The 13,537-nt window shown below is 45.6% G+C and carries 16 protein-coding genes; 13 read left to right on the top strand and 3 right to left on the bottom strand.

Translation table 11 applies throughout. The features are described 5' to 3' along the window. Positions 1-12: 12 nt before the first annotated feature. The 5 genes from ICN20_RS03565 to ICN20_RS03545 are packed head-to-tail and all read left to right on the top strand — an operon-like array spanning position 13 to position 3,249. Positions 13-726 carry an alpha/beta hydrolase gene (locus tag ICN20_RS03565; RefSeq protein ID WP_216238130.1) on the top strand — a complete coding sequence of 238 codons (714 nt, stop codon included), beginning with the start codon at positions 13-15 and terminating at the stop codon, positions 724-726. Between the two features lie 19 nt (positions 727-745). Continuing rightward, positions 746-1,012, top strand: a complete 267-nt coding sequence (locus ICN20_RS03560) for a DUF493 family protein (protein ID WP_072582654.1) — start codon at positions 746-748, stop codon at positions 1,010-1,012. Between the two features lie 8 nt (positions 1,013-1,020). Then, positions 1,021-1,665 carry a lipoyl(octanoyl) transferase LipB gene (gene lipB / locus ICN20_RS03555; protein ID WP_216238129.1) on the top strand — a complete coding sequence of 215 codons (645 nt, stop codon included), beginning with the start codon at positions 1,021-1,023 and terminating at the stop codon, positions 1,663-1,665. Next, positions 1,662-2,672: a lipoyl synthase gene (gene lipA, locus ICN20_RS03550; RefSeq protein ID WP_216238128.1), complete on the top strand. Its 1,011-nt coding sequence runs from the start codon at positions 1,662-1,664 to the stop codon at positions 2,670-2,672. The genes lipB and lipA overlap by 4 nt, the downstream gene beginning before the upstream one ends. After that, positions 2,665-3,249, top strand: coding sequence for a hypothetical protein (locus ICN20_RS03545; RefSeq protein WP_255534630.1), 585 nt, complete (start codon positions 2,665-2,667; stop codon positions 3,247-3,249). Before lipA ends, ICN20_RS03545 begins: the two co-directional genes overlap by 8 nt. A gap of 25 nt (positions 3,250-3,274) precedes the next feature. Here ICN20_RS03545 and ICN20_RS03540 read toward each other — a convergent pair whose 3' ends face one another. Then, complete coding sequence (locus tag ICN20_RS03540; protein WP_216238126.1) at positions 3,275-3,529, bottom strand: accessory factor UbiK family protein; 255 nt, start codon at positions 3,527-3,529, stop codon at positions 3,275-3,277. A gap of 263 nt (positions 3,530-3,792) precedes the next feature. Here ICN20_RS03540 and ICN20_RS03535 point away from each other — a divergent pair, with 263 nt between their 5' ends. From ICN20_RS03535 to ptsP, 8 genes are all read left to right on the top strand, one after another. Further along, the gene (locus ICN20_RS03535) at positions 3,793-4,620 is read left to right on the top strand and encodes a TorF family putative porin (RefSeq protein ID WP_216238125.1); all 828 of its coding nucleotides are present in this window, start codon (positions 3,793-3,795) and stop codon (positions 4,618-4,620) included. Positions 4,621-4,644: 24 nt separating this feature from the next. Further along, positions 4,645-4,983, top strand: a complete 339-nt coding sequence (locus ICN20_RS03530) for a P-II family nitrogen regulator (protein ID WP_011903792.1) — start codon at positions 4,645-4,647, stop codon at positions 4,981-4,983. A 13-nt stretch (positions 4,984-4,996) separates the two neighbouring features. Further along, on the top strand, positions 4,997-6,481 hold the full coding sequence (locus ICN20_RS03525) for an ammonium transporter (RefSeq protein WP_216238124.1): 1,485 nt from the start codon (positions 4,997-4,999) through the stop codon (positions 6,479-6,481). A 104-nt stretch (positions 6,482-6,585) separates the two neighbouring features. Beyond that, positions 6,586-7,884: a glutamate--cysteine ligase gene (gene gshA / locus ICN20_RS03520; RefSeq protein WP_216238123.1), complete on the top strand. Its 1,299-nt coding sequence runs from the start codon at positions 6,586-6,588 to the stop codon at positions 7,882-7,884. 29 nt (positions 7,885-7,913) lie between these two features. After that, positions 7,914-8,855 (top strand): glutathione synthase, encoded by a 942-nt coding sequence (gene gshB, locus ICN20_RS03515; protein ID WP_216238122.1) that lies wholly within the window; start codon positions 7,914-7,916, stop codon positions 8,853-8,855. A 2-nt stretch (positions 8,856-8,857) separates the two neighbouring features. Then, on the top strand, positions 8,858-9,280 hold the full coding sequence (locus ICN20_RS03510) for a PTS sugar transporter subunit IIA (protein ID WP_216238121.1): 423 nt from the start codon (positions 8,858-8,860) through the stop codon (positions 9,278-9,280). A 17-nt stretch (positions 9,281-9,297) separates the two neighbouring features. Next, on the top strand, positions 9,298-9,567 hold the full coding sequence (locus ICN20_RS03505; RefSeq protein WP_216238120.1) for an HPr family phosphocarrier protein: 270 nt from the start codon (positions 9,298-9,300) through the stop codon (positions 9,565-9,567). Between the two features lie 5 nt (positions 9,568-9,572). Then, entirely contained in the window at positions 9,573-11,324 is a 1,752-nt protein-coding gene (gene ptsP / locus ICN20_RS03500) for a phosphoenolpyruvate--protein phosphotransferase (RefSeq protein ID WP_216238119.1), read from the top strand. 4 nt (positions 11,325-11,328) lie between these two features. Here the strand turns inward: ptsP and ICN20_RS03495 are convergent, their stop codons facing one another. Then, positions 11,329-12,081, bottom strand: coding sequence for a HesA/MoeB/ThiF family protein (locus ICN20_RS03495; RefSeq protein ID WP_216238118.1), 753 nt, complete (start codon positions 12,079-12,081; stop codon positions 11,329-11,331). A gap of 22 nt (positions 12,082-12,103) precedes the next feature. Further along, positions 12,104-13,537, bottom strand: a complete 1,434-nt coding sequence (locus ICN20_RS03490) for a S41 family peptidase (protein WP_216238117.1) — start codon at positions 13,535-13,537, stop codon at positions 12,104-12,106.

The raw sequence follows: 13,537 nt of genomic DNA, 5'->3' as shown, positions 1-13,537 counted from the left end.
TGAAAGTTTTTTATGAATAGCCGTACCAAAGTAATTCAGATTCAGGGAATTGTTGGATCGATGGAAATGTCCATTGATCTTCCTGATGAATTAAAAAATGACCCTGCATTCATAGTGCGTGGCATAGCACTTGTTGCACATCCCCATCCTTTGATGGGCGGAACAATGGATAACAAAGTTGCGCAAACCATGGCGCGAGCTTTTAACCAATTGGGTTACGTTAGTGTGCGCCCCAATTTCCGTGGGGTAGGCGGAACTGAAGGTGTTCATGACGATGGTGTTGGTGAGTTAGAAGATTTGCTGCACGTTACCGATTGGATGCGGACACCCTCAAGCTGGGGTGAATTTGAAGCAACTGCAAATCAATCTTGGGTAGCAAACGCGAACACTTTACCTTTGGTAGTTTCGGGATTTTCATTTGGAAGTTTTGTTGGTAGCCACTTGGTGCAAAGGCTTTCAGAACTAGGTCGTCCAGCTGAGCGCCTTGTCATGGTGGGTAGCGCTGCAGGCAAGTGGACATTGGCCCAGGTGCCAGCAGATACGATTTTGATTCATGGTGAATTAGATGAAACCATTCCCTTGATCGATGTTTTGGATTGGGCGCGTCCTCAAGAGCTTACTGTTCAAGTGGTACCTGGCGCAGATCATTTTTTTCATCGTCGCTTGCATTGCATTCGCAACATCATCACTGGCGCTTGGTTAGGTATGCCAGATCATCGTAAATAATCAAAACTAGAGAAAATATATGGCCGAAGAAAAATCACTCATTGAATACCCATCGCTATTTCCTATTAAGGTAATGGGTAAAGCAAATCCAGAATATCTGCCGGCGATAGTGCACATTGCAAAACAATTCGATCCCACCTTTGATGAGAGTAAGGTTGAGCAACGGCCCTCTAAAGATGGAAATTATCTAGGCATCACATTGCCAATTACTGCTACTAGTCGTGAGCAACTGGACGAGTTATATAGAACGCTATCTACCCATCCATTGGTTAGTGTGGTTCTGTAATTTCATTCATGCAAGCTTTAGTAAAACATCTTGGATTGGCAGATTACGCATCTACGTATGAGGCAATGCAAATATTTACTAAAGAGCGTATTAGCGAAACGCCTGATGAGATTTGGGTCTTAGAGCATCCTCCGGTGTTTACTTTGGGTCTTGCAGGGGATGCAACAAACTTACATGCGCCTAGCAATCAAATTCCACTGGTTCAAGTAGATCGCGGTGGTGAAATTACGTATCACGGACCCGGTCAAATTGTTGTCTACCTATTGTTAGATCTCAAGCGTTTGGGAATCTTTGTAAAAGAATTGGTCTCTCGTATAGAGCAAGCGCTCATCGATACGCTGGCAGATTTTGGGATTAAAGCTGAGAGGAAGCTGGGCGCACCCGGAATTTATGTCTCTGAGCAGTCTGGAGTGCCCCCAGAGTGGGTTGGGGCCAAGATTGCAGCCCTAGGGCTTAAAGTCTCTAAAAGCTGTTCCTATCATGGTCTCGCCTTAAATGTGGCCACAGATCTAGAGGCTTTTAAGCGCATCCACCCTTGTGGTTATGAGGGTTTAAAGACTGTTGATATGCAAACCCTTGGGATCAAGGACAATATGGACACTATTAGCCAAAGGCTTTTGCAGCATTTACAAAAGCAACTGATGCCATCATGACAACAAATAAGCCTGACACCAATCCTGCTATTGAGGCGCGCCAAGACCTCAATTACGACGCATCACGTAAGCAAAAATCCAGTGAGAAGACTGCGCGTATTCCAATCAAAATCATTCCTCTTCAAGAGGTATTGAAAAAGCCTGACTGGATCCGAGTTAAAGCTGCTTCTAATAACTCCCGCTTCTCTGAAATCAAAAAGATTTTGCGCGAGAACGAATTAGTGACTGTTTGCGAAGAAGCTAGTTGCCCGAATATTGGTGAATGTTTTGGCAAGGGAACTGCTACCTTCATGATCATGGGTGACAAATGCACGCGTCGTTGCCCATTTTGCGATGTAGGTCACGGTAGACCAGATCCACTGGATGTAAAAGAGCCAGCTAACCTAGCTCGCACAATTGCTGCGCTTAAATTGAACTATGTCGTCATCACTAGCGTAGATCGTGATGATCTGCGCGATGGCGGCGCAATGCATTATGTAGATTGTATTTCTCAATCACGCGCGCTTTCGCCTAATACTCGTATTGAGGTATTGGTGCCGGACTTCCGTGGCCGCCTTGATAAAGCGCTAGATATTTTTTCTGAGCACTCACCAAGCGGTTTGCCGGATGTAATGAATCACAATCTTGAAACTGTGCCGCGTCTATATAAACAAGCTAGACCGGGCGCTGACTACTTACATTCTTTAAAGCTCTTGAAGGACTTTAAAGAACGCTTTCCAAATATTCCTACTAAGAGTGGCTTGATGGTGGGCCTTGGTGAGACCGATGAAGAGATTTTGGAAGTCATGCGTGATATGCGTGAACACAATATCGACATGCTCACTATTGGTCAGTACCTTGCTCCTTCGGGACATCATCTACCTGTCACGCGCTATGTTCATCCCGACGTCTTTAAGATGTTTGAGGAAAAAGCGTATGAAATGGGCTTCTCCCATGCGGCTGTGGGCGCCATGGTGCGCTCAAGCTATCACGCAGATCAACAAGCACATGGAGCAGGGGTTGTTTAGAAGGTTTTTAAAAGTCGCTACTGTATTGGCGGCCTTAGTTTTTCTCATTGCATGCAGCCCTAAATTGGATTGGCGCACAGTCCAGTCACCGCAAGAAAGATACTCCGCTTTATTTCCTGGCAAGCCGGATAAATTAGACCGTCGCATCCCTTATCTTGATCAAGAGCTGCTTCAAACTCTTGAAGCAGTCAAAATAGATAATGATATTTATTCAATCAGTGCCATTCAGTTGCCAGTCAATCAAAGTGCCTCGCTGAGTAAGTTACTTTCTCAATTGCAGGCCAACTTAATTGATAGAGCAAAAGCTTCTGGTGGCGATGTCGCTGTTGAGGATGCTTTTTATAAAGCAGCTGATAAGCAACGTTTACCAACCAAAGATTACTTTCTGGATTTGAAGGCTAACGGTAAGACGCAGCAACTCATGCGTGTTCGTTGGATTAATCGAGTTGCACCGAATGGTGATAGTTGGATTTATCAAATTTCGGTATTGCATGGTGGCGCAGGCTCAGATAATGCAAAGACTTTTTTATCTAAAGAAGAGTACGAAAACTTTTTTAGTGATTTTTCTCCAGAGTAGTCTGAAGAAAATAAACCTCAGGTAGTTACTGTTTTTCTAAGGCGGCTACTTTAGCTTCAAGCACTTCTAATTTTTCACGTGTCTTAGCAAGCACTTTAGATTGAAGTTCAAACTCTTCGCGTGTAACTAAGTCCATTTTCTGAAATCCTTGATTCATCATGGCGCGAACATTCTTTTCAATCTCTTGAGCTGGTGAATTGCGGATCGCATCGCCGACCTTGTTCTGCATATCGTTTGCTATGCGCTGGATTTGCTCGAGGATTTCGCCTGGTTTTTGCATGATGGGGATTCGCAGTTCTATTGAAAGTTGCAGAAAAGATACACATTCGTATTTTAAGTTGTACGGGTAATAGTGCTCCAAAATGGGTTAAAACCCGAAAAAAGCCCTAAATTCACCCATCAGGTGCAATATTAAGCACCAATAAAGTGCATTTGCATTAATTGGGGGAATTGTGACAAAGCCATGAGCGCTGGGCAATTCAATATCACCCCATGCATTAAGCATTTAACCCTTTTTTTATTACAACCAGCAAGGAGTAGTTCATGAAAACCATTCACAAGACAGCAATCTCTGCAGCAGCAGTAGCTTTGTTGACAGGTCTTGCATCCTCAGCGGCCTTTGCTGCTGATGAGCCAGCGGCTGAAGTAGAAGTTAGCCCAATCACTGCAAACGTTTCCTTAGTGAGCGACTATCGCTATCGTGGTATTTCCCAGTCAAATTTAAGACCAGCTATTCAAGGCGGCTTCGATTATGCGCATGAGAGTGGCTTCTATATCGGTAACTGGAATAGTTCCATTACTTGGGTTAACAACTTGAGCCCTTCAGTTTCTTCAGGTATCGAGATGGACTTTTATGCCGGCTTTAAGAAAGAGTTGATTGCAGAAGGTTTTGCTAGTGATATCGGCGTACTCCAATACTACTATCCAACTAGTGGCAACTTTGTAAGCCCTAACGTAAATCCAAATACTACTGAGATCTATGCTGCTCAGAACTATACATTCGGCCCTCTTACAGGTTTCTTCAAGTTTTCTTATGCAGTAACTAATACATTCGGATACAACCAAAGTAGTGGTTCTTACTATCCTGATTTGACTGCAAACTATGACACAGGAATTTGGGGCCTTGCAGTAAATGCACACGTTGGTTACCAGAAGATTGCTGGTCAACAAGTTATTGCTGGCACACCAACTGCTAGCTACACAGACTGGAAGTTAGGCCTAACTAAAGACTTCGGCGGAGGCTTATCTCTTTCTGCAGCATACATTGGTACCAATGCAGCTAAGAGTGGCAGTACATATGCCTACCAGAGTCCAGCAGGTAAAAACTTGGGTGGTTCAACAGGCGTACTCAACCTTACAAAAACTTTCTAATTTCCACTCTGAACGGAGAAACACATGAAATTAATTACCGCAATCATCAAGCCCTTCAAGCTTGACGAAGTGCGCGAAGCTCTCTCAGAAGTGGGAGTTTCGGGCATTACCGTCACTGAAGTTAAAGGCTTTGGTCGTCAAAAAGGTCACACCGAGTTGTATCGCGGTGCTGAGTATGTTGTCGACTTTTTACCTAAAGTAAAAATTGAAGCTGCTGTTGAAGATGGCATCTTGGAGCGTGCGATTGAAGCAATTGAAAAATCTGCACGTACAGGCAAGATTGGTGATGGCAAGATTTTTGTCTCACCGGTTGAGCACGTCATTCGTATTCGTACCGGTGAAACCGGCGCGTCAGCACTTTAAAGAGAGGTTCAAAATGTTAACTTGGATGAAACGACTCGTTGCTGGTGGTGCTATGGCCTTGGCCATTGGCGCTACTGGTGTAATAGTTACTTCGCCAGCGCACGCTGATGAAGTTAAGAAGCCTGCTGTAACAGCTCCTGCGGCAACTCCTGCTGCTGCAGAACCTGCTCCAGTACTTTGCTCTGAAAAGTGCAATAAAGCAGATATCGCTTGGATGATGGTTTGTACAGCATTAGTGCTGTTGATGACCCTTCCTGGCTTGGCATTGTTCTACGGCGGTTTAACGCGCAGTAAGAACATCCTGTCTATCTGTATGCAATGTTTCATGGTCTTCTCTTTGATTACAGTGCTATGGGCTATTTATGGCTATAGCTTTGCATTCACGGAAGGCGGAGCATTCATCGGCGGATTAGATCGTTTGTTCTTGGGTGGAATGAATCCAGAATCAGTAGCCGCAACCTTTAGTAAAGGCGTTGTGATTCCTGAGTATGTATTTATGGCTTTCCAAGCAGTGTTCGCAACTATCACTTGCTGTTTGATCATTGGTTCTTTTGCTGAGCGCGCTAAGTTCTCTGCAATCTTGGTATTCATGGTGATTTGGTTCACTTTGAGCTACTTGCCAATCGCTCACATGGTTTGGTTCTGGCCTGGTCCAGATGACATCAAAGATGCTGCGTCACTCGAAGCAATTACTGCTCGTGCTGGTTGGTTATGGCAAAAAGGTGTTCTCGACTTTGCTGGCGGTACTGTTGTACACATCAATGCTGCGATCGCTGGTTTGGTTGGTTCCTTTGTTATCGGCAAGCGTTTGGGTTACGGCAAAGAAGCAATGAAGCCGCATAACTTAGTGTATGTAATGACTGGTGCTGCTCTCTTGTGGTTCGGTTGGTTTGGTTTCAATGCTGGCTCAGCACTCGAAGCAAACGGCACTGCTGGTTTGGCATTCGTGAACACATATTTAGCTACTGCTGCTGCTGTATTGGGTTGGTCAGTTGCTGAGTGGGTTCTCAAAGGTAAGCCATCAATGTTGGGCGCTGCATCTGGTTGCGTAGCAGGTTTGGTTGCTATTACTCCTGCTGCTGGTTTTGCTGGCCCAATGGGTTCAATCATTATCGGTTTAATCGCTGGCGTAGTTTGCCTCTGGGGTGTGACTGGTCTCAAGAAGATTTTGGGTTCAGATGACAGCTTGGACGTATTTGGTGTTCACGGCGTAGGTGGTATTACTGGTGCATTGCTGACTGGTGTATTTGCTGATCCAGCTTTAGGTGGCTCTGGTATTTGGGATTATGTGGCTAATGCTGTTGCTCCTGACTACTCTATTGCTAGCCAATTGTGGATCCAAGCTCAAGGCGTGATTACCACTGTAATTTGGTCTGGCGTAGTTTCTTTCGTAGCCTTCAAATTGATCGATATCGTGATTGGTTTGCGCGTTAAGGAAGAAGAAGAGCGCGAAGGCTTGGATATCAGCTCACACGGTGAGACTGCATACGAGTCTTAATCAGTAGATTTACCCCTCACTGGGCGGCCCTGGTTGGTCGCCTAGTTTTAAGCGCGGAATCCTCGGATTCCGCGTCTTTCTTTTAATAATCTTACAATGGTGAAATGGTTCCACATCTCATCACTGCACTTACCGGCCCCTTGCTCGAATTAGAGTCAAAGGTTCTAGAAGCGACCCCAACGATTGAACGTTGGTTTAGGTTGGAGTGGCAAGAGCACACCCCGCCTTTTTATTGTTCGGTCGATTTGCGTAATTCGGGCTTTAAGTTAGCTCCAGTAGACACCAATCTCTTTCCTGGAGGGTTTAATAACCTTTCGCCACAGATGCTACCGCTTGCCGTGCAAGCTGCTATGGCCGCAATCGAGAAGATTTGTCCTGAAGCTAAAAACTTACTGTTGATTCCAGAACGTCACACTCGCAATACTTTCTATTTACAGAATATTGCGCGCCTGTCTTCAATTTTGCGTCAAGCTGGATTAAATGTTCGTTTGGGCACTTTCTCTGAAGAAATTAAGAAGCCAACCTGGATTGATTTGCCTGATGGCAATCGATTGTTAATGGAGCCACTTTCTCGATTGGGTCTAAAGAAGCAGCGCCTAGGCTTAAAAGATTTTGATCCTTGCTCAATCTTGTTGAACAACGACTTATCTGCCGGCATTCCCCCGATTCTGGAAAATATCTACGAGCAGTACTTGTTGCCTGGCTTGCACGCTGGCTGGCATGTGCGCCGTAAATCAAATCACTTTGCCGCTTATGAAGAGGTTGCTAAGAAGTTTGCCAAAGTGGTCGATATTGATCCATGGATGATTAATCCTTACTTTACAAGTTGCTCGAATATTAATTTCCACGAGCGTAAGGGCGAGGACGAGTTGCAAACTGCAGTAGAGCAAGTCTTGAAGAAGACTGCTAAAAAATATCGCGAGTACGGCATTAAAGAGAAACCATATGTTGTTGTAAAAGCAGATGCTGGCACCTATGGCATGGGTGTGATGGTGGTCAATGATCCTGCGCAGCTAAAGGGTTTGAATCGCAAAGACCGCAACAAAATGAGTGTTGTTAAAGAAGGTCTTGAAGTTAGTGATGTATTAATTCAAGAGGGTGTCTATACCTTTGAGAAGGTTAACGAGGCTGTAGCAGAACCAGTGGTGTACATGATCGACCGTTACGTGATTGGTGGTTTCTATCGCGTTCACACTGATCGTGGTCCAGATGAGAATCTTAATGCGCCAGGCATGCACTTTGTGCCGCTGGCCTTTGAGCAAAACTCTATGCCTGATCTAGGGGCTAAGCCAGGTAGTGCTGCGCCTAATCGCTTCTATCTATATGGCGTAGTTGCCCGTCTTGCCCTGCTTGCCTCATCGTTGGAGCTAGAGCGTACCGATCCCAATGCAGAAGTTGCATAAATAAATTAATAATCTCTCAATAGAAAAAAATGGACCTTCTTTTTATTGCGGACCCTCTTGAATCTTTCAAGATTCAAAAAGACTCGACGTACGCAATGATGCGAGTCGCGCAAGAAGCAGGACACCGCTTATGGTTTTGCCAAAGTAGAAACGTGTTGTGGAGGGATGATTTAGTAGTTGCAGATTGTCAGTCCTTGGCAATGACACCAAGCTCTACAAATTGGTTTGAGTTGGGTGAAATCGAGCCTCGAGCACTAAAGTTTTTTTCTGCAGTCTTAATGCGTACGGACCCTCCGTTTGATATTGAGTACCTCAATACCACCTGGTTACTATCGGCCGCAGTTCGTCAGGGCGCCAAAGTGTTTAATGAACCAAGCGCTGTTCGTGACCACTCAGAAAAATTATCGATTACGGAATTTCCGGAGCTCATTCCCCCAACCTTGGTTACGCGTGAATTGGCCGCAGTGGAGCGTTTCCATCAAGCCCATCACGATATTGTCATTAAGCCCCTTGATGGTATGGGCGGCATGGGAGTCTTTAGAGTAGGGCCTGACGGCCTTAATCTGGCAAGCATTGTGGAAACGCTTGGCGAGAACGGCGCAAGAACTCTGATGATTCAGCGTTTTCTTCCAGAAATCGCGCAAGGCGATAAGCGGGTACTTTTAATTGGTGGAGAAGTTGTGCCATTTGCACTGGCCCGCATTCCCCAGGGAAGTGAAATTCGAGGTAATTTAGCTGCAGGCGGCAAAGGCGTCGCCATGCCCTTAAGCGAGGCCGAAAAAAAGGTTGCTGAGAAATTGGCCCCCGTTTTAAATCAGCGTGGATTATTCTTAGTTGGGCTGGATTTAATTGGTGGCTACCTCACTGAAATCAATGTGACGAGCCCAACTTGTTTTGTTGAAATTACCAATCAAACAGACTTTAATGTCCCACAGTTTTGGTTGGCTGCACTAGAGAAGGCATTGGCATAAATATGACTGGAATTGTCATCGTTGCGCACACACCAGTTGCAAGCGCAATGTTAGGGTTTGCTGAGCATACATTTGGTGTACTGCCTGAGCGTGTGCGCGCAGTCGATATTCCCCCTTATGAGGATATCAAAGCGAGTTTTGATCGAGTGCTTAAGGCTGCTTATGCTGTAAATACGGGTAATGGCATTCTGATTTTGACAGACGTGATGGGTGCCACCCCTGCCAATGTAGCCTCCAAGCTCGAGGCCCTTGGCCCTTTATCAGGATTAAATACACCTGTCATTGTGTTGGCGGGATTAAACCTTCCAATGCTCATGCGTTGTATTTCTCATCGTGGAGAAGGCCTTGAGGAGATGGCGCAAAAAGCACTTGCTGGTGGGCAGAATGGAATTTTGCGCTTAGGCAGCAAAGTAAATCAAGAATAAATAAGGGCCAGCACACTATGCCTTCCGCAGAAATCGAAATCATTAATAAATTAGGCTTGCATGCTCGTGCTTCCGCAAAGCTTTCTCAATTGGCCGCACAGTTCCCCTGTGAAATATTCTTGTCACGTAATGGGCGTCAAATTAATGCGAAGAGCATTATGGGCGTGATGATGCTCGCAGCTGGAATAGGCAGTACTGTGACGCTAGAGACTGTGGGCGATAAAGAGGATGAAGCAATGCTGGCACTGACTGCATTAATTAATGACCGTTTTGGTGAAGGCGAGTAAGTAGCATGACTTTTTCGCTGCACGGAATTCCGGTATCGAAAGGCATTGCCATTGGCAAGGCGGTACTGATTTCTCGCGCAGCGTTAGAAGTAAGTCATCATTTGATTGAGGCTGGCAAAGAAGAGGCTGAAGCACAAAAGCTATTAGATGCATTTGATCAGGTTCGCCTAGAGCTTGAGCAATTACGCCAAGGATTACCTAAAGATGCGCCACAAGAAATGGCGGCATTCTTGGATGTGCACGGCATGATATTGGCTGACCCAGCCTTGGCTGAGAAGCCTATTAAATTAATTCGTACGCAACGATTAAACGCAGCGTGGGCTTTAACCACTGAGCTCAATGATCTGCTGGAGCAATTTGCAGATATTGAGGATGCATATTTAAAAGAGCGCGCTAATGATATTCGGCAGGTAGCTGAACGCGTTATTAAGGCTTTAAATTCCCAGAAAAAAGACCCATTAAACGATTCTGATTTTTTGCCAACCAGCGATATTGGTATTGAATCAATCATCGTTGCACATGATATTGCTCCGCATGACATGCTCCGTTTTAAAGAGCATGCTTTTACTGGCTTCGTAACAGACCTAGGAGGTAAGACCTCCCATACCGCCATTGTGGCTCGTAGCATGGAGATTCCTGCGGTAGTGGGTGTGCGACATGCTAGTGAAATGATTCGTCATGGAGATTGGCTCGTATTGGATGGCGAGCGAGGGGTTGTCGTTGTAGCTCCTGACGAACAGTTATTGGCTGAGTACCGAAAATTGCAAACTCAAGCCTTAAAAGAAGTGCGCAAACTTCAACAGCTTAAGCATGCAAAAACTGAAACAGCTGACCGCGTTGAGATTGAGCTATTTGCCAATATTGAATTACCAGAAGATGCAATACAGGCAGTGAAGTTAGGGGCTGTAGGGGTTGGCTTATTCCGTTCTGAATTTTTATTCATGGATCGTAAGCAAGCTTTGCCGGATGAAGAGCAGCAGTATCAAGAATATCGTCGCGTCGTTGATTTGATGCATGGCTTGCCTGTTAATATCAGAACGATTGACGTTGGTGCTGATAAAGCCCTGGGCGGTGGCGGCGATATTTCTCAAACGGGTATATCCCCCTTGGGTTTACGCGCGATTCGCTGGTCTTTAACAGAGCCTGAAATATTTTTAACTCAGCTCAGAGCAATCTTACGTGCATCAGCGCATGGTCAAGCGCGCATCATGATTCCAATGTTGGCTCATGCTAAAGAAATCGATGAGACTTTTAGATTGATTGAAAAAGCAAAGCAGCAACTTCACCAGCGTGGCAAGGCATTTAATCCGAATATCCAAGTTGGCGCGATGATTGAGATTCCGGCCGCTGCTTTGGTGCTACCTTTATTTATCAATCGATTTGATTTTCTATCTATTGGCACGAATGATTTAATTCAGTACACACTAGCAATTGATCGAGCAGATCATGCAGTGGCGCACCTATATGATCCCCTGCACCCAGCTATCTTGAACTTACTAGCTAATATTATTGAGCAAGCTAAACGTGCAAATGTGCCTGTGGCTGTTTGTGGAGAGATGGCTGGTGATCCTGCGTTAACTAAGTTATTGCTTGCCATGGGATTGACCGATTTCTCAATGCATTTCAGCCAGCTATTGCTGGTCAAGCGCGAGATCTTAAAAGCAAATGTCGGATTACTTAAGGCAAGGGTAGCGAGAGTGCTTAGGGCTTATGAGCCCGAAGAGCAGGCAAAGGCTTTGGAGCGATTGCTGTCTTAAGTCTTTAATGAGCTGAGCCGCATACTGAGCAATCGGAATTTCGGCTTATGCGGATTTCATCGATTTGGGTGGTACGCCCATTCCAGAGCAACATACGGCCGACTAGGGGCTCCCCAAAACCAATCAATACTTGCAGCGCTTGAGCTGCTTGCATGGCGCCAATGATGCCCACTAGAGGCGAGAAGATGCCCATACTAGAGCAGCTGACTTCTTCAAATTGCTCATCTGGAGAAAAGATGCAGGCATAGCAAGGGGAGTTGGAATTACGTGGATCAAAGACACTCACTTGACCATCGAACTTGAGGGCTGATCCTGAAACCAATGGAACCTTATGCTTAACGCAGGCGGCATTAATCAGGTGTCTGGTTAAAAAGTTATCCGTGCAATCTAAGACAATATCAACGCTAGGCAATAACTCATCGAGCAGAGATGCTGTAGCTTTGGCTTGAATAGTTTCAATCTCTATGGATGAGTTGAGGCGTTGCAAAAACTCTTTTCCGGAACCCACCTTGCTTTTGCCCAAGCTGCTTTCCGTATGCATGATTTGGCGTTGCAAATTAGTAAGCTCGACCTCGTCGTGATCGACTAAGGTAATGTGCCCCACACCTGCGGCAGCTAGATAGGGTGCGGCAGCGCTGCCTAAGCCGCCTGCACCAATGACCAATACGTGTGAGTTGAGAAGCTTCTCTTGGCCGGCAACATCAATTTCTTCAAGCAACAAGTGCCTAGAGTATCGAAGTAACTGCTCGTCATTCATATGCAGGCCGCGAGGATAGAAGTTATTCGAGCTTAGATGCAGAGCGCTTCACAGGTTGCCCATTAATGAAGGCCACTGCTTGAGAAAGCATGAAATCATCTGCGCTACCAAGTTCAGTGGGCTTCTTATTTTTTTCTTTCTCTTTTTCCTCAGGAGTCTTCTTGGCATTTTTTTCTTCAATGCGTTGCAACTCTTCGAGACGGCGTTGTTCACGGTCTTTAATTAACTTATCTTCAGCAGATTGCTTATTGCGGAGATGTTTTTCGCTGTCAATCTCGCGAGTAATTAATACATCATCAGGATCGCCATCTTTATTTTGATCTACTGGAATATCTGGCTTCACACCAAAAGCTTGAATCGACTTGCCACTCGGGGTGTAGTAATAAGCGGTGGTGATCTTGAGTGCTGAATCATTGGTGAGGGGGCGAACAGTTTGTACGGAGCCCTTACCAAAGGTCGTTTTGCCAATAACAGTGGCGCGTTTGTAGTCCTGAAGTGCGCCAGCCACAATCTCAGAGGCTGAGGCGGAATAGGCATTTACCAAAACCACCATAGGCAATTTCTTAAACATCGCCGGGACACCTGCTAAAGGATCGCCAGTCTCATTGAGGCGATACATGGCTGGAGTGGCATTAAACACCTGTTTTGAGTCCGGAGACTGGCCTTTAGTGGAGACAATGATTGCGTCAGCGGGCAGGAATGCTGCGGCTACTCCCACTGCGCCTTGTAATAGTCCGCCGCCATTGTTGCGCAGATCAAGAATGATGCCTTTGAGTTTCGGATCTTGATTGGCAATATCAGTCAATTTCTTAGCGAGATCAGGAACGGTTCTCTCTTGAAAGCTTGTAATTCGCACCCAAGCAATATCGTTATCGAGAATTTTGGTTTTAACGGATTGAACTTTAATTTCTGCACGAGTAATCGTTACTGGAAAGCTGCGCTCTTCGCTCTTACGAAATACAGTCAAAGTAATTTTCGTTCCAGGGGTGAAGCGCATAGTGCGTACCGCTTTATCCAAAGACATGCCACGCACTGGTTTGTCATCAAGACGTGTAATAAGGTCACCTGCTTGAAGTCCTGCACGTGCAGCAGGACTATCTTCAATCGGATTTAACACTTTAACTACGCCATCTTCAGAAGTAATTTCTATTCCAAGGCCAGCAAATTTTCCAGAAGTTTGCTCCTGCATTTCTGAAAAATCTTTTTTATCCAAGAAGGTGGAATGTGGATCGAGACTGCTCACCATTCCCTTAACGGCATCTGTTAATAGCTGCTTATCTTCAATAGGCTCGACATACTCGCGCTTAATTTGGGCAAAGACATTGGATAGCGTGCGTAGCTCATCCAGGGGTAGCTGTGTGCCTTGCTGGGCGGTCGCTGAGAGCTGGATTGTGGCTGCAACACCGGCGATAAGACCGACGGCTATTAGGGCAAAGTTCTTTAGAAATTGGCGCAT

It is taken from the genome of Polynucleobacter sp. JS-Polo-80-F4, from assembly GCF_018881965.1.
Lineage (GTDB): Bacteria > Pseudomonadota > Gammaproteobacteria > Burkholderiales > Burkholderiaceae > Polynucleobacter.
The sequence above is the reverse complement of the archived record's forward strand: the minus strand, read 5'-3'. Positions and strand labels throughout refer to the sequence as shown.

Coding starts and splice junctions, on each gene's coding strand:
- lipA (WP_216238128.1), top strand. CDS start 1,662: ATGACAACAAATAAGCCTGACACCAATCCTGCTATTGAGGCGCGCCAA.
- lipB (WP_216238129.1), top strand. CDS start 1,021: ATGCAAGCTTTAGTAAAACATCTTGGATTGGCAGATTACGCATCTACG.
- ptsP (WP_216238119.1), top strand. CDS start 9,573: ATGACTTTTTCGCTGCACGGAATTCCGGTATCGAAAGGCATTGCCATT.
- ICN20_RS03565 (WP_216238130.1), top strand. CDS start 13: ATGAATAGCCGTACCAAAGTAATTCAGATTCAGGGAATTGTTGGATCG.
- ICN20_RS03510 (WP_216238121.1), top strand. CDS start 8,858: ATGACTGGAATTGTCATCGTTGCGCACACACCAGTTGCAAGCGCAATG.
- ICN20_RS03495 (WP_216238118.1), bottom strand. CDS start 12,081: ATGAATGACGAGCAGTTACTTCGATACTCTAGGCACTTGTTGCTTGAA.
- gshB (WP_216238122.1), top strand. CDS start 7,914: ATGGACCTTCTTTTTATTGCGGACCCTCTTGAATCTTTCAAGATTCAA.
- ICN20_RS03560 (WP_072582654.1), top strand. CDS start 746: ATGGCCGAAGAAAAATCACTCATTGAATACCCATCGCTATTTCCTATT.
- ICN20_RS03540 (WP_216238126.1), bottom strand. CDS start 3,529: ATGCAAAAACCAGGCGAAATCCTCGAGCAAATCCAGCGCATAGCAAAC.
- gshA (WP_216238123.1), top strand. CDS start 6,586: ATGGTTCCACATCTCATCACTGCACTTACCGGCCCCTTGCTCGAATTA.
- ICN20_RS03535 (WP_216238125.1), top strand. CDS start 3,793: ATGAAAACCATTCACAAGACAGCAATCTCTGCAGCAGCAGTAGCTTTG.
- ICN20_RS03490 (WP_216238117.1), bottom strand. CDS start 13,537: ATGCGCCAATTTCTAAAGAACTTTGCCCTAATAGCCGTCGGTCTTATC.
- ICN20_RS03525 (WP_216238124.1), top strand. CDS start 4,997: ATGTTAACTTGGATGAAACGACTCGTTGCTGGTGGTGCTATGGCCTTG.
- ICN20_RS03530 (WP_011903792.1), top strand. CDS start 4,645: ATGAAATTAATTACCGCAATCATCAAGCCCTTCAAGCTTGACGAAGTG.
- ICN20_RS03505 (WP_216238120.1), top strand. CDS start 9,298: ATGCCTTCCGCAGAAATCGAAATCATTAATAAATTAGGCTTGCATGCT.